The organism is Aromatoleum bremense (assembly GCF_017894365.1).
GTDB lineage: Bacteria > Pseudomonadota > Gammaproteobacteria > Burkholderiales > Rhodocyclaceae > Aromatoleum > Aromatoleum bremense.
In genome coordinates, this window is record NZ_CP059467.1 from 886,002 (window position 1) to 902,230 (window position 16,229).

Genomic DNA, 16,229 nt, shown 5'->3' on the forward strand with positions numbered 1-16,229 from the left:
TCGCATGAAGCCGCGCCAGTCGGCCGAAAAACAGCCCAGAACGGGCGGGAACAAAAGGGGACGCATCTTGAATTTCGGTTTTAAGCAGCTGGGCCGGCTGCGCTCATGGCTACGCGCCTTCATTCCCGACGCGCATCACGTCAGCAGGCGCGAGCGGATCTTCGGCTGCATCGGCGCCCTGCTCGGCCTGATGTGCACCGAGTGGATCAGCCGGCAGATGCTCGGCGAGACGAACCCGTGGTTCATCGCCCCGATGGGGGCATCGGCAGTGCTGCTGTTCGCGATGCCGTCGAGTCCGCTCGCGCAGCCGTGGTCGGTGATCGGCGGAAACGTGATCTCGGCGCTCGTCGGCATCACCTGCGCCAAACTGATCGGCAATCCCGGATTCGCCGCGGCGGTCGCCGTCGGGCTGGCGCTGGTCATCATGTTCCAGCTGCGGTGCCTGCACCCGCCCGGCGGCGCGGTCGCGCTGACCGCGGTACTCGGCGGCCCGGCGGTCGTGGACCTGGGCTACCAATTCGCGTTCTGGCCGGTCGCGGTGGATTCGCTGTGCCTCGCGCTGTTCGCGGTCGCCTTCAACGTCGCCCTCGGACGCCGTTACCCGCATCGCTCGCAGGAGCAGGCGAACCCTCACCTCACGGCGGACCCGCTGCCGAGCGCCCGGGTCGGCGTCACCCTCGCGGACCTGAACGAAGCGCTCGATGCGCGCGGCGAACTGCTCGATATCAGCAGCAAGGATCTCGGCGAAATCCTCGCTGCAGCCGAAGCACGCGCTTTCCGCCGCCGCTTCGGCGAGGTCCGCTGCGGCGACATCATGTCCGAGGACGTCGTCACCGTCGGGACGCAGGCATCGATCGGCGAGACCTGGGCGCTGCTGGCGAGACACAAGATCAAGGCGATTCCGGTTGTCGCCGGCGAGCAGCGGCTGCTGGTCGGCATCGTCTCGCTGCACGATTTCTTCATTCGCCGCGAACTGGTCGGCACCATGTTCATTGGCGAGCTGATGTCGCGCGACGTCGTCACGGCCCGCCCGGACCAGCCGATCCTCGAACTGGCAAAGCTCTTTTCCGATGGCGGCCTGCATCACGTGCCGGTGGTCGATGAACACCGCAACGTGGTCGGCATGTTGACGCAGTCCGATCTCGTCGCCGCACTCGTCCGGACCCGCCTCGACGAGCCCGAGAAAACCGACCTCGCGCTGGCCGCCTGAACCGCTCCCCACGGCGCGGATCAGTCAGTGGTGCAGGATCTTCGCGAGGAAGGTCTGCGCGCGCTCGGAGCGCGGCTGGCCGAAGAAGTCATCCTTGGCCGCGTCCTCGACGATCGCGCCGCGATCCATGAAGATCACGCGGTGCGCCACCTTGCGCGCGAAGCCCATCTCGTGCGTGACGCACATCATCGTCATGCCTTCGTGCGCGAGCTGGACCATCACGTCGAGCACCTCGTTGATCATCTCCGGGTCGAGGGCCGAAGTCGGCTCGTCGAACAGCATGCAGATCGGATCCATCGCGAGCGCCCGTGCGATCGCGACGCGCTGCTGCTGGCCGCCCGAGAGCTGGCCGGGATACTTCGTCGCCTGCGCCTTCAGGCCGACGCGATCGAGCAGCCTCAGCCCCTTGTCGACGGCCTCATCGCGACTGCGGCCGAGCACCTTGATCTGCGCGATCGTCAGGTTGTCGGTGATCGTCATGTGCGGGAACAGCTCGAAGTTCTGGAACACCATGCCGACCTGCGCGCGCAGCTTCGGCAGATTCGTCTTCGGATTCTCGACGGCGACGCCATTGACGACGATGCTGCCTTTCTGGAACGGTTCGAGCGCGTTCACGCACTTGATCAGCGTCGACTTGCCCGAGCCCGACGGGCCGCACACGACGACCACTTCGCTCTTCTTCACGTTCGTCGTGCAGTCCGTCAGCACCTGGAAGCTGCCGTACCATTTTGAGACGTTCTTGATCTCGATCACGTTCGAAACTCCGGAGGGTCAACGAATGATGGCGATGCGCGACTGCAGCAACTTCACGAGGCGCGAAAGGGTGAAGCAGATGACGAAATAGACCACCGCGACGGTGGTGTACATCTCCACCGGACGCAGGTCGCGCTGCGTGATCTTGTCGGCCGCGCCGAAGAAATCGGTCGCGCCGATCGCATACACGAGCGATACGTCCTGGAACAGGATGATCGTCTGCGTCAGCAGCACCGGCAGCATGTTGCGGAAAGCCTGCGGCAGCACCACCAGCCGCATCGTCTGGCCGTACGTGAAGCCCATCGCATAGCCCGCCGCAACCTGCCCGCGCGGCACCGACTGGATGCCCGAACGCATGATCTCGGAGTAATACGCGGCCTCGAACACGGTGAAGGTGAAATAGGCCGAATTCGCCGCTCCGATCGGCATCTGTTTTCCAGTGATCATCTGCAGCACCATCGGCAGGATCAGGTAGAACGCGAGGATCACCTGCACCAGCGGCACGCTGCGGAAGATGTTCACGTAGCCGGCGGCGAACCACTGCAACGGCGGGAGCGACGACAGGCGCATCAGCGCCAGCACCGTGCCGATCAGGATGCCGCCGAGCATCGCCGTGATAGTGACCTGCACGGTATAGCGCAGCCCCTGGGCGAGAAAACCCCAGTTCTCGAGGATGACCGAAAAGTCGAAATCGCTCATCTCAGTTGCTCCCCTTGCCGCCGACGATCAGCCCCGGTACCCGGGTACGCCGCTCGATGAACGCGAGGAGGCGGTTCATCAGGAACGCGAGCGCGAAATACGCCAGCGTCACGACGATCGTGATCTCGAGCACCTGCGAGGTCTTCTCGATGATCTGCTTGTACTGGAAGTACAGCTCCAGGATGCCGACGGCGTAGGTCACGGCGGAATTCTTGAAGATGTTCATCGCCTCCGAGGTCATCGCCGGCAACACGATGCGGTAGGCCATCGGCAGGCGCACATGGCGGTAGGTCTGCCATTCGGTCAGGCCGAGCGCGAGCCCGGCATTACGCTGCCCGCGGGACAACGAGTTGATGCCCGCCTTGACCTGCTCGGCGATGCGCGCGGCGGTGTACAAACCGAGGCCAACGACCGCGATCACGACATACGGCAGGTCCTGCTTCATCCACATCCCGAGCCTGTCCGGCACCAGCTCGGGGACGACGAAGAACCACATGAAAAGCTGGACGATCAGCGGAATGTTGCGGAACACATCGACGTAGGCATCGCCGATCGCGACGAGCCAGCGCTTCGGCGTCGTGCGCATGACCCCGAGGGCCGAGCCGAGCGCCAGCGCCAGCGCGAGCGAGGCCAGCGACACCAGCGTCGTCCAGCCCAGCCCGGACAGTATCCAGTCGTAGTACTTGAGACCGTCGTCGGTCTCGCGGAAGAAGAACAGCCAGTCCCAGTGATAGTCCATCGCAATTCCCCCGATTTGCCGCGACGGCAGGCGGCGAAGCCCGACGAAAAGGGAAGCAGCCGGGCGCGACGCCACCCGGCTGCCCTGCAGCTTATTCGACGCCCTTGTCCGTCGGCGTCTCGAACGCGGCCTTGAGCACCGGGCTCATCTGGAAGTTCAGGTTCACGTTGCGCGGCGGAATCGGGTTCATGAACCATTTGGTGTAGAGCTTTTCGGCCTCGCCCGACTTCATCAGGCCGACCAGCGTCTTGTCGACGATCGCCTTGAACGGCGCGTCGTCCTTGCGCACCATCACGCCGTACGGCTCATCACGCAGCGATGGTCCGACGATCTCGAACGCGGCCGGATTCTTCGAACTGGCGATCAGGCCGGCGAGCAGGATGTCGTCCATGACGAACGCCGCGGCGCGCCCGCTCTCGACCATCAGGAACGAGTCGGCGTGGTCCTTGCCGTAGATGTTGCGCACGTTGATCGTCTTGCCTTTCTCGTTCTGCTTGATCAGCTGGTCGGACGTCGTGCCCGTCGTCGTCACGACCGGCTTGCCGTCGAGGTCGCCGATGTCCTTGACGCCGGAATCCTTGCGCACCCCCATGCGCACACTGGTGATGAAATACGCGACGCTGAAGCCCACCTGCTGCTGGCGCGCGACGCTGTTCGTCGTCGAGCCGCACTCGATGTCGATCGTGCCGTTCTGCATCAGCGGAATGCGATTCTGCGAGGTCACCGCCTGGTAATTGACCTGCAGGTTCGGCATCTTCAGTTCGGTCTTGACGGCGTCGACGACCTTTGCACACAGGTCCATCGCATAACCGATCGGCTTCTGGTTGGCATCGAGGTAGGAAAACGGCACCGACGACTCGCGGTGTCCGACGGTGATGGTGCCCGTATCCTTGATCTTCTGCAGCGTGCCGCTCGACTGTGCGTGAGCGGGCGCGACCATACCGGCCGCAGACAGACATAGCGCAATGACGGTGAGGGACTTGTGCATGAATACCTCCAGTCTTGGTTCGGGATCGACGAATTCTCGCCGCGTAAGGCAACGGAAGCGCACGGACGTGACATTTCCTGTTGCCATCCTAGACCAACGGTCCCGCACGAGATATCCCGGTGTACTCGACCCACTCGTTTGCAAGTATGCATGCGGGCCCGGCCGGCCAGCGGGACTGCGCCGCAGGCCGACGCCAACAAGGTCTGACGCGGCCAGCGGACTCCCGAAAGGACGGTGTTCCCCCTGCGGGACAGCGGCGCGGCACCACAGAAAGCGGGGCTTCCGGCCGCATCGCTTTCTGCTACAATGCGCGCCTTCCACGGAGAGGTGGATGAGTGGTTTAAGTCGCACGCCTGGAAAGCGTGTTTGGGATAATATCCCAACGCGGGTTCGAATCCCGCCCTCTCCGCCAAGATTCGAAATGGCCATCATTGGCCCGTAAGAACCCTCAGCGGTTCGCAGGTATCCGAAGGAACCAGCGAAGCGACTGAGGGTTTTTCATATCAGCGCTGCTTGCCGCTGGCTACGTATGGTTCCGACGTGCTCTTGCGGAGAGCTTCCTGTTCAAAGGCAAGGATATCGGATAGCCGATATCGCACCTGGCCCTGCATCTTCAGGAAAATTGGTCCGATGCCTTCGCTGCGCCACCGTTCTAACGTGTGCATTGATATTTGCCAGTGTTCAGACAGTTGTTTTTGGGTCCAGAATTCAGGCTCGCTCATGGTTTCCTCCATAGGTTGAACCGTCGAAGGCGACGGCAGATAAACCTTGAAGTGAGGAAGTAGGTCTGCGCTGCCGCAACTGAAAGTGTCATAGAATGTCAAAAACTGACATTCATTCGGAGCCTGCCATGTCCTTGAACGTTTCTCTTCCCCCAGAACTGGAAAACCGCGTTCGCCAACACGTCGAGTCTGGTCTCTACAGCTCCGCCAGTGAGGTCATCCGCGAAGCCCTGCGCCTGTTCGAGGCCTACCAAGGCGTCCAGGCCGCCAGCCTGGCCGCTTTGAAGACGGACATCGCCCAAGGTGTCAGCGACATCGAAGCGGGGCGGGTGCGCGGGGTCAGCATGGCCGAAATCAAGGAACGGGGACGCGCTGTGTTGGCCGCCCGGAAATCGGTGTAGTGGGTTCTCCCCCATCGGCAAGGGGTCGGATTTCAAATTGCACCCTTGTGGCGGCGACGCCGCGCAGCGCCTGAAAGACGAGATCGAGGCCAAGGCCGCTCTGTCACCACTCAAACGAGTTTGATGATGGCGGCAACGGCGGCCATGCCGGCGAAGATTGCGCCCATGGTCCAGCGCTGCATTTCGGTGATCGCCTTCAAGCAATGAACGTAAGCCATGCATGGATGAGGAGGTCCCGCCTCCCCGTAGCCCGGATGAAGGCCGCAGGCCGGAATCCGGGGAAGCCCTCGGCGCACCGATGTCGGCCGTTCCCGGATTCCGCTGCGCTGCATCCGGGCTACGCGGCTGCGGAACGGCGGTCGTGGACGGCCTGTGTCGAACATCCAGCCATCGCGTCCACTCCGACCTAATTTCGGCATATTGCAAAAAAGTCGCGACTTTTATGCATCAGTCGATAAGATGGTCGCCATGAAGCGCTATCTCGATGAACAGGTTTCCAAAGATCTGCAAAGCAAGGCGGTCGTGCTTACCGGTCCCCGGCAGGTGGGCAAGACGACCCTCGCGCGTCAGTTGATGCAGACCTTCCCGTCCGCTCAGTATCTGAACTGGGACGTCGCCGCTGACCGGGCCATCCTGCAGCGGCAAAGCTGGAGCCCACGTGCGCGCCTGCTGGTACTTGACGAAATCCACAAGATGCCCGACTGGAAGAACTGGCTGAAAGGCATCGTCGATGGCAAGCCGCCGGAACAAGCCCTCCTCGTCACCGGCAGCGCCCGCATGGAAACCTTCCGCCAGAGTGGAGAATCGCTCGCTGGCCGCTACTTCGCGCTACGCCTGCACCCGATTTCGGTACGCGAGTGGTGCGAGATGTGCGGTGACTCCCCCGACGCGGCCCTCGACCGCCTGATCGCGCGCGGCGGCTTTCCGGAACCCTGCCTCGCGGACGATCCGGTGGATGCCAACCGCTGGCGACAGCAGTACTTCACCGACCTCATCCGCGAAGACGTGGTGGAGTTCTCCCGCATCCACGAAATCAACACCATGCGCATCTTCGTCGAGTTGCTGCGCGAGCGCGTCGCCTCACCGCTCTCGCTGGCGTCGATCGCGCGCGACCTGGCGGTCTCGCCTGCCACCCTCAAGCGTTACCTCGATATCCTCCAGGCCCTCTTCATCGTCTTCACCGTCCAGCCGTGGCACCACAATGTCGCCCGCGCCATCCTGCAAACGCCCAAGGTCTACTTCTTCGACACCGGCCTCGTCCGTGGCGACGACGGCGTGCGCTACGAGAACGCCGTCGCCACGATGCTGCGCAAGCACGTCGACTTCCTCCACGACACGCAGGGCATGAACGTCGGGCTGCATTACATTCGAACGAAGGACGGCGCCGAAGTCGACTTCGCCCTGTCGGAGGAGAATCGCCTGACCCAACTCATCGAATGCAAGCTCGCCGACACCACGCCCCATCGCGCGCTTGTCGGCTTCGCCGAGCGTTTTCCCGACGCCCGGGCGGTGCAACTGGTGCGCGAACTCAGGCAGGAGGAACTGCGCGGGCGCACCGAGGTGGTCCGGGCTGCGCCCTGGCTGGCTGGACTGGCTGCCTGAACACTGCGGTGGTCCGCCTGCAGCACGAACTCATCCGCACATACTTCCCCGCCGGCGACAAGAAGATCCTGTTTTGCCATTAACATATTCGGCTCCTTCCCCCGGAGCCTTGCGATGGCCTCCCCCGCCGACGACTACGACAGCCCGTGGAAAAGCGCCGTCGAACACGCTTTTCCCGAATTCATCGCTTTCTACTTTCCCGACGCCGACCGCCGCATCGACTGGTCGCGCGGCCACGACTTTCTCGACCAGGAACTGCGCCAGGTCGTGCGCGACGCCGAACTCGGCCGCCGCCATGCCGACAAGCTCGTGCGCGTGCACGACCACGACGGCCGCGAGGACTGGGTCTATATCCACATCGAGATCCAGGGCCGCCGCGACAGCGGTTTTGAAAAGCGCATGTTCGTCTACAACTACCGCATCTTCGACCGCTACGACCGCCCCGTCGCGAGCCTCGCCGTGCTCGCCGACGACGACCCGCACTGGCGCCCGGCGCGCTACGGCTTCGAGCTCTTCGGCTGCCGCCACGCGCTCGATTTCCCCGTCGCCAAGCTCACCGATTTCGATTCCCGCGCCGACGCGCTCCTCGCCGACCCGAACCCTTTCGCCCTCGTCACCGCCGCCCACCTCCACACCGCCCGCACGCGCCACGACCCGCAAAACCGCTTCGAGGCCAAGCGCCGCCTCGTCCGGCTGCTCTACGAGCGCGACTGGAACAAGCAGCGCATCCTCGAATTCTTCGGCGTGCTCGACTGGATGATGCGCCTACCCAAAGAGCTCGAAACCAAACTGTGGCACGATATCGAAACCATTGAAGGAGAACGCAAAGTGAAATACGTCACCAGCGTCGAACGCCTCGCCCTCGAACGCGGCAAGCGGCAAGGGCTGGAGGAAGGATTGGAGGAAGGGCTGATCAAAGGCGAGCGGGGGGCGCTCGAACGTCTCCTCACTCGCCGCTTCGGGCCGCTGCCGCCGGCCGTTGCGGAGCGTCTCGAGAAGGCAACGGGCGAGCAGCTCGAACTGTGGCTGGATCGACTGCTCGACGCGCGCACGCTCGACGATTTGTTCGTCGGGAATTGACAGCGAGATCACGTCGTTCGCGGCCTGCTCGGGAGCAGCACGACATTCCCGACCATCGAAGGACAACCCCATGGCGAAGTACATCACCAGCATTGAGCGCATCGGGCGCGTCGAAGGCAAGCGGGAAGCGATCCAGTATCTCCTTACTCGCCGCTTCGGGCCGCTGCCGCCGGCTGCTGCGGAGCGTGTCGCGCAGGCGAAGCGCGAGCAACTCGAACTCTGGCTGGATCGGTTGTTCGATGCGCGCACGCTCGATGATTTGTTGGACCCGGATTCGCTGGATTACGGAGAAATGAGGTACACCACCAGCGTCGAGCGCCTCTCCTTCAATCGGGTGCTGCAAGAAGGATTTCAGGAAGAACTTCTGAAATCGCATCGGGAGGGATTTCGGAAAGGGTTCCTGGACGGGTTTCACCAGGGCCGGACCGAAGGCACCCGCAGCGTCCTCAGCCGCCTGCTCACTCGCGGTTTCGGGCCGCTCCCGACGGAGGTCGCTGAACGTCTGGGAAATGCCCCGGTCGAGCAACTCGAATGGTGGGCGGAGCAGATCGACAACGCCCGCAAGCTCGACGACGTGTTCGTCGGAAGGTGAAGCGCCGCCTTCGAAGCCGGGGGGGATACTCCGGCTTCCGCCGCCTGCGAAATGTTGATGTTCAACGACTTCGCTTCGGCCAGCAGCGATTCGCCGAGCGTCACGTTCGTGCCCTGGCGCGCCGATCCCTTCGTTGTCGGAACGCCAGCGTCGCAAGGTTTTCAGGCCGACCTTCCATCGGCCGGCAACCTGCTTCCGGTCATCACGGGGTAGCGCCTCTTCTTCTCCAAGACTGATGACCCCATGACAACGCTGCTCGCCGCAGAAGCCAAGCCTTACGGCGTGACGCCAGCGGCGAACCGCTGCAAGCGCTCCCCCTCGGCCCGGGCCTCGGCCAGCAACTGGTTCCAGTCATCCGGCGGATGGCCGCTTTCCAGCATCTTGCGAAACACCCGGTAGGCGTCGTCGCTGCTCTCATAGGCGCGCTTGGTATCCTCGTCGTTGACCCACGCGAACACGATCACCTTGCTGGGCGCGTGGTACCGGAAGAAGAGCCGGTACTGCTGGAAGAATTTCGCCCGGAACCAGTGCTTGTGATCGTCGCCAAGGGTGCCGCCTTGGCGGTATTCAGGACGGGCCGGGTCTTGCGGGACGACGTCGAAAGCGAGCTTGGTGATCGCCGCAAGGCGCTTGCTGGCGTTCTTCTTGTTGTACCCGGTCGGATCTTTCTGTTTCAAGGCCTCGACCTGATGCGCCAGCGCTTCAATCTGTGCGAGGAATAGCGGGTGGGCAAAGATCGTCCAGCCGTGAATGACCAGGGGCGCGTGCTTGCCCGTGCTCATTCATCGTCTGCTGACAGGGCAGCATCAAGATCGACCTCGATGCCACCGACCAGCGACTGGAGCCGTTGGACAAGGCCCGCATCCACCGCCTGCAGGCGCTCGGGATGGCTGGCAATGTCGCGGGCCAGAAAGCCCAGGAACTGCCCGAGCACCGGGTCGTCACCTTCGTGGCTTGCAGCGCGGGTCAGCACCACCTCGCCACTGGGGCGGATGCTGTAGTGAATCTTGTCGCGCTTGCCCAGCCGCAGGGCGCGACGCACGGTTTCCGGCACCGTGGTTTGATAACGGTCGGTCAACGTGGATTCGACGTCGAGGGTGGCAGGCATGGCGCTCTCCGGTCAAAGGATGGATGCCTTGCATGGTAATGCAACCACCTTGTCTGGTCAATGCATATGCATTGTCTGCGGTTGCTGCCATCCTGTTCGGAGTTTCGGAGGGCGACTGGCTACCAGGGGGCGTATCGAACGCTGACCACCAGGTCCGACCGATGTCCGCCGAACCTCCGCCCTCAACCTCTTCGTCATGTCTGCCCTCCATGCAACTGTTTGTGTCGGGAACAGGGAACATGACGTCGCTGAGAATGGGAAGTCAAATTGATTATGGAAGCGTGCTCGGAACCCGGTGCCCTTGCGCGCCGATCCCTTCGTTGCGATCGTTCTCATGGCAATTCTCTGATGAGAGATGTACGAATGTTGGCTTACATGTGCATGAATCGCACCAGCAGCGCGTTACATCGTGGCGACGCTTTCTGTCTATTGGTTTAACATAATCGCCTTTCATCGCGAAAGCCCCCATGGCCCTCCCCGCCGACGACTACGACAGCCCGTGGAAAAGCGCCGTCGAACACGCTTTTCCCGAATTCATCGCTTTCTACTTTCCCGACGCCGGCCGCCGCATTGACTGGTCGCGCGGGCACGACTTTCTCGACCAGGAACTGCGCCAGGTCGTGCGCGACGCCGAACTCGGCCGCCGCCATGTCGACAAGCTCGTGCGCGTGCACGACCAGGACGGCCGCGAGGACTGGGTCTATATCCACATCGAGATCCAGGGCCGCCGCGACAGCGGTTTTGAAAAGCGCATGTTCGTCTACAACTACCGCATCTTCGACCGCTACGACCGCCCCGTCGCGAGCCTCGCCGTGCTCGCCGACGACGATCCGCGCTGGCGCCCGGCGCGCTACGGCTTCGAGCTCTTCGGCTGCCGCCACGCGCTCGACTTCCCCGTCGCCAAGCTCACCGATTTCGATTCCCGCGCCGACGCGCTCCTCGCCGACCCGAACCCTTTCGCCCTCGTCACCGCCGCCCACCTCCACACCGCCCGCACGCGCCACGACCCGCAAAACCGCTTCGAGGCCAAGCGCCGCTTGGTCCGGCTGCTCTACGAGCGCGACTGGAACAAGCAGCGCATCCTCGAATTCTTCGGCGTGCTCGACTGGATGATGCGCCTACCCAAAGAGCTCGAAACCAAACTGTGGCACGATATCGAAACCATTGAAGGAGAACGCAAAGTGAAATACGTCACCAGCGTCGAACGCCTCGCCCTCGAACGCGGCAAGCGGGAAGGGCTAGAGGAAGGTCGTGAGGAAGGTCGTGAGGAAGGTCGTGAGAAAGGCCGCGCCGAAGGCGGAAGCGCGCTGCTCGGCCGCCTGCTCGCACGCCGCTTCGGGCCGCTGCCGAAACCCGTCACCGAGCGCCTTGCCCGTGCCACGACGGATCAGCTCGAAGTATGGGCCGAGCGCGTGCTCGATGCGCGCACGCTTGAGGACGTCTTCGTGGAGAACTGATTCCCGCGGGAAGGAGAACGCAAAGTGAAATACGTCACCAGCGTCGAACGCCTCGCCCTCGAACGCGGCAAGCGGGAAGGGCTGGAGGAAGGATTGGAGGAAGGGCTGATCAAAGGCGAGCGGGGGGCGCTCGAACGTCTCCTTACTCGCCGCTTCGGGCCGCTGCCGCCGGCCGTTGCGGAGCGTCTCGAGAAGGCAACGGGCGAGCAGCTCGAACTGTGGCTGGATCGACTGCTCGACGCGCGCACGCTCGACGATTTGTTCGTCGGGAATTGACAGCGAGATCACGCGAGCTCACGTCGTTCGCGGCCTGCTCGGAAGCAGCGCTACATTCCCGGCTATCGAAGGACCCCATGGCGAAGTACATCACCAGCATTGAGCGCATCGGGCGCGTCGAAGGCAAGCGGGAAGCGATCCAGTATCTCCTTACTCGCCGTTTCGGGCCGCTCCCGCCGGCTGCTGCGGAGCGTGTCGCGCAGGCGAAGCGCGAGCAACTCGAACTCTGGCTGGATCGGTTGTTCGATGCGCGCACGCTCGATGATTTGTTGGACCCGGATGCGCTGGATTACGGAGAAGTGGGGTACACCACCAGCGTCGAGCGCCTCCCTTTCAATCGGGTGCCGCAAGAAGGATTTCAGGAAGAACTTCTGAAGTCGCATAGGGAGGGATTTCGGAAAGGGTTCCGGGACGGGTTTCACCAGGGCCGGACCGAAGGCACCCGCAGCGTCCTCAGCCGCCTGCTCACTCGCGGTTTCGGGCCGATCCCGACGGAGGTCGCTGAACGTCTGGGAAATGCCCCGGTCGAGCAACTCGAATGGTGGGCGGAGCAGATCGACAACGCCCGCAAGCTCGACGACGTGTTCGTCGGAAGGTGAAGCGCCGCCTTCGAAGCCGGGGGGTGTACTCCGGCTTCCGCCGCCTGCGAAATGTTGATGTTCAACGACTTCGCTTCGGCCAGCAGCGATTTGCCGAGCGTCACGTTCGTGGCCTTGTGTCCCCCATTTCTCCCCATTTTCCACCTTAAGCCTCAAAAGGTACTCAATGCGAAACGTAATAACTCAACGACGCTATGGTTACTGGCGTGAACTTCTTGAACAGTGGGTATTCCTCGTAGAGCGAATCCACCGAGTCACTGTAGAGAAACACTCCGTCTATTCGTACAAAGAGAGAACCAATGTCGGTCTTCTCGCAGCGGCAGCGACGGCCAATGGCTGGATCGCTCTGGAAGAATGCCGCTCTGAGAAGTATTCGTCAAAGGACAGCGAAGAGGTTTACCAAGGTCGATCCGATTTACGAATATGGCGAGACAAACGGCACCACGAGATCGAGGCGAAGTTTCTTCGCATAGCCCTCACGTCTACTTCCACAACCCGCTTGACCAAAGCCGCTGAGAAGTCAGTTGCCGATGCTGCCCGTTCCGTTGAGTCAGGTGACAGATTCGATCGGAAGATTGCCGTCACGTTCGTAGTGCCAACGTTGACCAATTCCCAAGCGGACAAGTTAAGCGAGAAGATGCAATCGGAACATCAAGAACGGCTGATTAATTTCATTCAGGAGAAGAAACCGAGCTTCATGGCTTACGCATTTCCCGGCCGCGCTCCCGTTGCCGGTTCACTAAATCGGCAAGCACTCGGGGTCATTCTTTTCGGGACCGAGCCAAGTGAAGCCTGACCCGAAAAGAGCCTTTGAGATTGCCCGTCCAGCCTCTGCGTCCGGCTCCGATCGGCGGCGTTTTGGCGCCTGCGCCACGCTGTTTGCCAAGGTGCCTGCGTGAGGGATGCCATGGTGGCGACGCTGGCACACGCAGCACCTGCTCGAAGCGCACCAAGAGCAGGCCGGCCACGCATTCCGCAGTGAGCGATTTCGCGGCAAGCGCCATTGCAGGAGATGAGTGCCTGCATTGCTCCTGAGCAGCCGCCCTGGCTACTTTACCCACAGCACGCACATCGCCCGGCCGGCGCCGGAAGGTAGCCACACAGAACCCTCGGCCTCTAGCCGCTCGTCCCACAGGCGGAATCCGGCCCGGCCCGCGACAGCTGGTTTGAGCCTGTCACGCGCCGTCGATAAAGAGGGGCCGCGTGTTGCCGAACGGTTTACGGCCCGCCCGCCCTCTACTCGCACCTTCTGTCTTCGCTCGTCTGGCGGCGGGTTGGAGCCTGACGGCCGCGCAGAAGCAACCGCCTCCAAATCTCCTAAAGTTTCACAGCGGCCCTCCGTTAATGGCTTCAACGGCACACGAACCGCCCCGACCAGGATGCAATCAGGGCACGACGCCGGGATAACCGAAGTCCTCTCTTAGGAGTCTCATCATGGCCCAGATGATCAACACCAACATCGCGTCGCTGAATTCGCAGAACAGCCTAACCAAGTCACAGTCGTCGCTGACCACGTCGCTGCAGCGCCTGTCTTCCGGCTTGCGCATCAACAGCGCCAAGGACGACGCCGCCGGCCTCGCGATTTCCGAGCGCATGAACGGGCAGATCAAGGGCATGAACCAGGCCGTGCGCAATGCCAACGACGCGGTGTCGATGTCGCAGACGGCCGAAGGCGGCATGCAGGAAGTCAGCAACATCCTGCTGCGCATGCGGGAACTCGCCGTGCAGTCGGCCAACGACACCAACAGCGCCAGCGACCGCTCCGCGATCCAGGATGAAGTCAATCAGCTCACCTCAGAAATCGACCGCATTTCCGGCGCGGCCGAGTTCAACGGCATCAAGCTGCTCGATGGCAGCGCGGGCAAGCGTACCTTTCAGGTCGGCGCCAACGCGGACCAGAACATCTCCTTCTCGCTGGGCGAAGTGTCGACTTCGTCGCTACGCCTGGGCGGCAGCTCCACCGGCGTCGGCGGGCTCACCAGCGGTCGGATCACCGCCGATGGTGCTTATGACAGTCAGTTGAAAATCAACGGAACTAGCATCGATTTCAACGACGCAGGGACCGATGACAGCATCGGAGAATACGTCACCGCCATCAACAAGAAGACTGCCGAAACCGGCGTCACGGCCACTGCGTTTAACCGCGTCGAGGGCACCAAGGGAGCAACGGGGGCCGTCACCGGCATGACCATCACGGTCGAAACAGCCGACGGCTCTGCCACTGCAACCTCCGCTGCCATAACCGCCAAAGACATGAACGATCTGGTTGAAAAGATCAATTCGCAAGCCATTGGCGTTACGGCTTCCCTTGGGAAAGACGGACAGCTTGTCCTTTCCAACGAAACCGGCGGAAAGATCACAGTCGCCAATAGTGATAAATCCGGCATCGACGCGGAAGACTATGAAGGCTATCTCAGCCTGACCAGCAACGACGGCTCGAAGATCTCGGTGTCAGGTTCAGTCAGCTCTCTTGCAGCCGACGATACGAATCCCTTGTCGAAGTTCGGTTTCAATGAGACTGCGGGAACGAATTCCGTCAAGGCGATGGGCGAACTGTTGATCACCGCCGATGCGGCTAATGCAGGGGCCGGCATGACGTCGGCGACCACTGATCTGAACACCGCCCAAGGATCCTATGATCCTGACACAGTGGCCGTTGATGATCGACTGACAATCAATGGGGTGGAGATCGGCAAAACCGCCAGCGGGACGGCGATGGACAAGGCAGCCGCGATCAACGCGCTCACCGATCAGACGGGCGTAAGCGCGACCGCGAGAACCGAACTCAAGCTTGAACTGAACTTCGCAGGCACGGGCACCCCCCGCGGCACAATCAACATCAATGGGGTGGACGCCGATATTTCGGGCGCGAATATTGGAGCGGTCGTCACCGAGATCAACACCAATTCGGGGGTTCAAACATTAGGGATCACCGCCTCGGCCGACGAGAACGGCATGCTAGTGCTGACCTCTGAAAGCGGACAGGACATCTTCGTCGCCAACAATGACATTGCTGGAACCGGAGCCGCGGGCATTCTGAATGCATTTCTGCCGAATGGCACGAAAGTCGAAGTGGATGATGGCGGCGGGGTTCCCAACACTGGCACCATTGCCGCGCGCGGCGTCCTGACCCTGGAAGCAACCAGTGCATCGGCGATCACGATTGCAGGAGACAAGACGACGGCGCTGGACCTTTTCGGCTTCACCGCCCAGGGCGGCGCCGAAGCCGCCAACAACGGCAAACTCTCCGTCGCCACCCAGGCCGACGCCAACGAAGCGATCAAGCGGATCGACGACGCCATCGGCAAGGTCACGACGATGCGTGCGCAGATGGGTGCGGTGCAGAACCGCTTCTCCTCGGTGGTCTCCAGCCTGCAGACCTCGTCGGAGAACATCACCGCCGCGCGCTCGCGGATCGTCGATGCCGACTTCGCGGCCGAAACGGCGAACATGACCCGCGCCCAGATCCTGCAGCAGGCCGGCACCGCGATGCTCGCCCAAGCCAACCAGCTGCCCAACGGCGTGCTGTCGCTGCTGCGTTAAACCCCGCCGGCCTCTGAGCCGTTACTGCCCGGCCGGTGCACACTGGCCGGGTTTTTCGCCTTCGGGAGACAGGAATGGATCTGCAGGCAGTCAATACCAACCCGCTGCTCGCCCAAGCGGCAACGCTCGCCGGCCCGCGGCCGGAAAGAACTCCGCCCCCAGCCGAAACGCCGGCCGTGCGCGCCGTGGCGGCCGTACCCCAGGCGCAGGCCGCTACGAGTGTGGGCGCGGATGAGCTGCGCGAGGCGCTCGACACCATCAACGAGGTCGTGCACGTGCACGCAGCGAACCTGAGCTTTTCCGTGGACGAAGACACCCGTATCACGGTGGTGAAGCTCATCGACAGCGAAACCGACGAGGTTCTCCGCCAGATCCCGTCGGAAGAAGCATTGCAGATCGCCAAGGCGCTCGACAGGCTGCAGGGCCTGCTGGTGCGCGACAAGGCATGAAGCGGGCGCAA

The 16,229-nt window shown here is 62.5% G+C and carries 18 protein-coding genes, 1 tRNA gene and 1 pseudogene; 12 read left to right on the forward strand and 8 right to left on the reverse strand.

Annotated features, from left to right (window positions below):
- Positions 1-67 precede the first annotated feature (67 nt).
- Positions 68-1,210 (forward strand): HPP family protein, encoded by a 1,143-nt coding sequence (locus tag pbN1_RS04090; protein ID WP_169201278.1) that lies wholly within the window; start codon positions 68-70, stop codon positions 1,208-1,210.
- A gap of 24 nt (positions 1,211-1,234) precedes the next feature.
- On the opposite strand, the gene pbN1_RS04095 is transcribed toward pbN1_RS04090, so the two are convergent.
- The 4 genes from pbN1_RS04095 to pbN1_RS04110 form a co-directional block, all read right to left on the reverse strand.
- On the reverse strand, positions 1,235-1,963 hold the full coding sequence (locus pbN1_RS04095; RefSeq protein ID WP_169201279.1) for an amino acid ABC transporter ATP-binding protein: 729 nt from the start codon (positions 1,961-1,963) through the stop codon (positions 1,235-1,237).
- Positions 1,964-1,981: 18 nt separating this feature from the next.
- Positions 1,982-2,662, reverse strand: coding sequence for an amino acid ABC transporter permease (locus pbN1_RS04100; protein WP_169116751.1), 681 nt, complete (start codon positions 2,660-2,662; stop codon positions 1,982-1,984).
- Position 2,663: 1 nt separating this feature from the next.
- Positions 2,664-3,401: an amino acid ABC transporter permease gene (locus tag pbN1_RS04105; protein ID WP_169116750.1), complete on the reverse strand. Its 738-nt coding sequence runs from the start codon at positions 3,399-3,401 to the stop codon at positions 2,664-2,666.
- A gap of 91 nt (positions 3,402-3,492) precedes the next feature.
- Positions 3,493-4,389: a transporter substrate-binding domain-containing protein gene (locus tag pbN1_RS04110; RefSeq protein WP_169201280.1), complete on the reverse strand. Its 897-nt coding sequence runs from the start codon at positions 4,387-4,389 to the stop codon at positions 3,493-3,495.
- 321 nt (positions 4,390-4,710) lie between these two features.
- On the opposite strand from pbN1_RS04110, the gene pbN1_RS04115 reads away from it, so the two are divergent.
- A tRNA-Ser gene (locus pbN1_RS04115) sits at positions 4,711-4,801 on the forward strand.
- A 91-nt stretch (positions 4,802-4,892) separates the two neighbouring features.
- On the opposite strand, the gene pbN1_RS04120 is transcribed toward pbN1_RS04115, so the two are convergent.
- Positions 4,893-5,111, reverse strand: coding sequence for a helix-turn-helix transcriptional regulator (locus tag pbN1_RS04120; protein ID WP_169201281.1), 219 nt, complete (start codon positions 5,109-5,111; stop codon positions 4,893-4,895).
- 128 nt (positions 5,112-5,239) lie between these two features.
- Here pbN1_RS04120 and pbN1_RS04125 point away from each other — a divergent pair, with 128 nt between their 5' ends.
- The 4 genes from pbN1_RS04125 (at position 5,240) to pbN1_RS04140 (ending at position 8,786) form a co-directional block, all read left to right on the forward strand.
- On the forward strand, positions 5,240-5,512 hold the full coding sequence (locus tag pbN1_RS04125; protein WP_169201282.1) for a type II toxin-antitoxin system ParD family antitoxin: 273 nt from the start codon (positions 5,240-5,242) through the stop codon (positions 5,510-5,512).
- Positions 5,513-5,980: 468 nt separating this feature from the next.
- A complete protein-coding gene (locus pbN1_RS04130; protein WP_169201283.1) occupies positions 5,981-7,114 on the forward strand; it encodes an ATP-binding protein in 1,134 nt (377 codons plus the stop codon).
- A 114-nt stretch (positions 7,115-7,228) separates the two neighbouring features.
- Positions 7,229-8,194 carry a DUF4351 domain-containing protein gene (locus pbN1_RS04135; protein ID WP_169201284.1) on the forward strand — a complete coding sequence of 322 codons (966 nt, stop codon included), beginning with the start codon at positions 7,229-7,231 and terminating at the stop codon, positions 8,192-8,194.
- Between the two features lie 70 nt (positions 8,195-8,264).
- Positions 8,265-8,786, forward strand: a complete 522-nt coding sequence (locus tag pbN1_RS04140; RefSeq protein ID WP_169116724.1) for a DUF4351 domain-containing protein — start codon at positions 8,265-8,267, stop codon at positions 8,784-8,786.
- Positions 8,787-9,061: 275 nt separating this feature from the next.
- Here the strand turns inward: pbN1_RS04140 and pbN1_RS04150 are convergent, their stop codons facing one another.
- Both pbN1_RS04150 and pbN1_RS04155 read right to left on the reverse strand, forming a co-directional pair.
- On the reverse strand, positions 9,062-9,568 hold the full coding sequence (locus pbN1_RS04150; RefSeq protein WP_169201285.1) for a type II toxin-antitoxin system YhaV family toxin: 507 nt from the start codon (positions 9,566-9,568) through the stop codon (positions 9,062-9,064).
- Positions 9,565-9,894: a type II toxin-antitoxin system PrlF family antitoxin gene (locus pbN1_RS04155; protein WP_169116722.1), complete on the reverse strand. Its 330-nt coding sequence runs from the start codon at positions 9,892-9,894 to the stop codon at positions 9,565-9,567. The genes pbN1_RS04150 and pbN1_RS04155 overlap by 4 nt, the downstream gene beginning before the upstream one ends.
- 467 nt (positions 9,895-10,361) lie before the next feature.
- On the opposite strand from pbN1_RS04155, the gene pbN1_RS04160 reads away from it, so the two are divergent.
- The 3 genes from pbN1_RS04160 to pbN1_RS04170 all read left to right on the forward strand — a co-directional run bounded on the left by pbN1_RS04160 (position 10,362) and on the right by pbN1_RS04170 (position 12,226).
- On the forward strand, positions 10,362-11,351 hold the full coding sequence (locus pbN1_RS04160; RefSeq protein WP_169116721.1) for a DUF4351 domain-containing protein: 990 nt from the start codon (positions 10,362-10,364) through the stop codon (positions 11,349-11,351).
- A gap of 24 nt (positions 11,352-11,375) precedes the next feature.
- On the forward strand, positions 11,376-11,627 hold the full coding sequence (locus pbN1_RS04165; RefSeq protein ID WP_169116720.1) for a DUF4351 domain-containing protein: 252 nt from the start codon (positions 11,376-11,378) through the stop codon (positions 11,625-11,627).
- A 77-nt stretch (positions 11,628-11,704) separates the two neighbouring features.
- Positions 11,705-12,226 (forward strand): DUF4351 domain-containing protein, encoded by a 522-nt coding sequence (locus pbN1_RS04170; RefSeq protein ID WP_169203981.1) that lies wholly within the window; start codon positions 11,705-11,707, stop codon positions 12,224-12,226.
- Between the two features lie 68 nt (positions 12,227-12,294).
- On the opposite strand, the pseudogene pbN1_RS20725 reads toward pbN1_RS04170, so the two are convergent.
- A pseudogene (locus tag pbN1_RS20725) lies at positions 12,295-12,363 on the reverse strand (hypothetical protein); the annotation flags it as partial.
- A 29-nt stretch (positions 12,364-12,392) separates the two neighbouring features.
- On the opposite strand from pbN1_RS20725, the gene pbN1_RS04180 reads away from it, so the two are divergent.
- The 3 genes from pbN1_RS04180 (at position 12,393) to pbN1_RS04195 (ending at position 16,218) form a co-directional block, all read left to right on the forward strand.
- On the forward strand, positions 12,393-13,022 hold the full coding sequence (locus pbN1_RS04180) for a hypothetical protein (protein ID WP_169203980.1): 630 nt from the start codon (positions 12,393-12,395) through the stop codon (positions 13,020-13,022).
- 638 nt (positions 13,023-13,660) lie between these two features.
- A complete protein-coding gene (locus pbN1_RS20925) occupies positions 13,661-15,769 on the forward strand; it encodes a flagellin N-terminal helical domain-containing protein (protein ID WP_169203979.1) in 2,109 nt (702 codons plus the stop codon).
- A 74-nt stretch (positions 15,770-15,843) separates the two neighbouring features.
- Positions 15,844-16,218, forward strand: coding sequence for a flagellar protein FlaG (locus pbN1_RS04195; RefSeq protein WP_169203978.1), 375 nt, complete (start codon positions 15,844-15,846; stop codon positions 16,216-16,218).
- Positions 16,219-16,229: the final 11 nt, after the last annotated feature.

Coding starts and splice junctions, on each gene's coding strand:
- pbN1_RS04105 (WP_169116750.1), bottom strand. CDS start 3,401: ATGGACTATCACTGGGACTGGCTGTTCTTCTTCCGCGAGACCGACGAC.
- pbN1_RS04170 (WP_169203981.1), top strand. CDS start 11,705: ATGGCGAAGTACATCACCAGCATTGAGCGCATCGGGCGCGTCGAAGGC.
- pbN1_RS04140 (WP_169116724.1), top strand. CDS start 8,265: ATGGCGAAGTACATCACCAGCATTGAGCGCATCGGGCGCGTCGAAGGC.
- pbN1_RS04180 (WP_169203980.1), top strand. CDS start 12,393: ATGCGAAACGTAATAACTCAACGACGCTATGGTTACTGGCGTGAACTT.
- pbN1_RS04110 (WP_169201280.1), bottom strand. CDS start 4,389: ATGCACAAGTCCCTCACCGTCATTGCGCTATGTCTGTCTGCGGCCGGT.
- pbN1_RS04195 (WP_169203978.1), top strand. CDS start 15,844: ATGGATCTGCAGGCAGTCAATACCAACCCGCTGCTCGCCCAAGCGGCA.
- pbN1_RS04120 (WP_169201281.1), bottom strand. CDS start 5,111: ATGAGCGAGCCTGAATTCTGGACCCAAAAACAACTGTCTGAACACTGG.
- pbN1_RS04150 (WP_169201285.1), bottom strand. CDS start 9,568: ATGAGCACGGGCAAGCACGCGCCCCTGGTCATTCACGGCTGGACGATC.
- pbN1_RS04155 (WP_169116722.1), bottom strand. CDS start 9,894: ATGCCTGCCACCCTCGACGTCGAATCCACGTTGACCGACCGTTATCAA.
- pbN1_RS04160 (WP_169116721.1), top strand. CDS start 10,362: ATGGCCCTCCCCGCCGACGACTACGACAGCCCGTGGAAAAGCGCCGTC.
- pbN1_RS20925 (WP_169203979.1), top strand. CDS start 13,661: ATGGCCCAGATGATCAACACCAACATCGCGTCGCTGAATTCGCAGAAC.
- pbN1_RS04100 (WP_169116751.1), bottom strand. CDS start 2,662: ATGAGCGATTTCGACTTTTCGGTCATCCTCGAGAACTGGGGTTTTCTC.
- pbN1_RS04125 (WP_169201282.1), top strand. CDS start 5,240: ATGTCCTTGAACGTTTCTCTTCCCCCAGAACTGGAAAACCGCGTTCGC.
- pbN1_RS04130 (WP_169201283.1), top strand. CDS start 5,981: ATGAAGCGCTATCTCGATGAACAGGTTTCCAAAGATCTGCAAAGCAAG.
- pbN1_RS04135 (WP_169201284.1), top strand. CDS start 7,229: ATGGCCTCCCCCGCCGACGACTACGACAGCCCGTGGAAAAGCGCCGTC.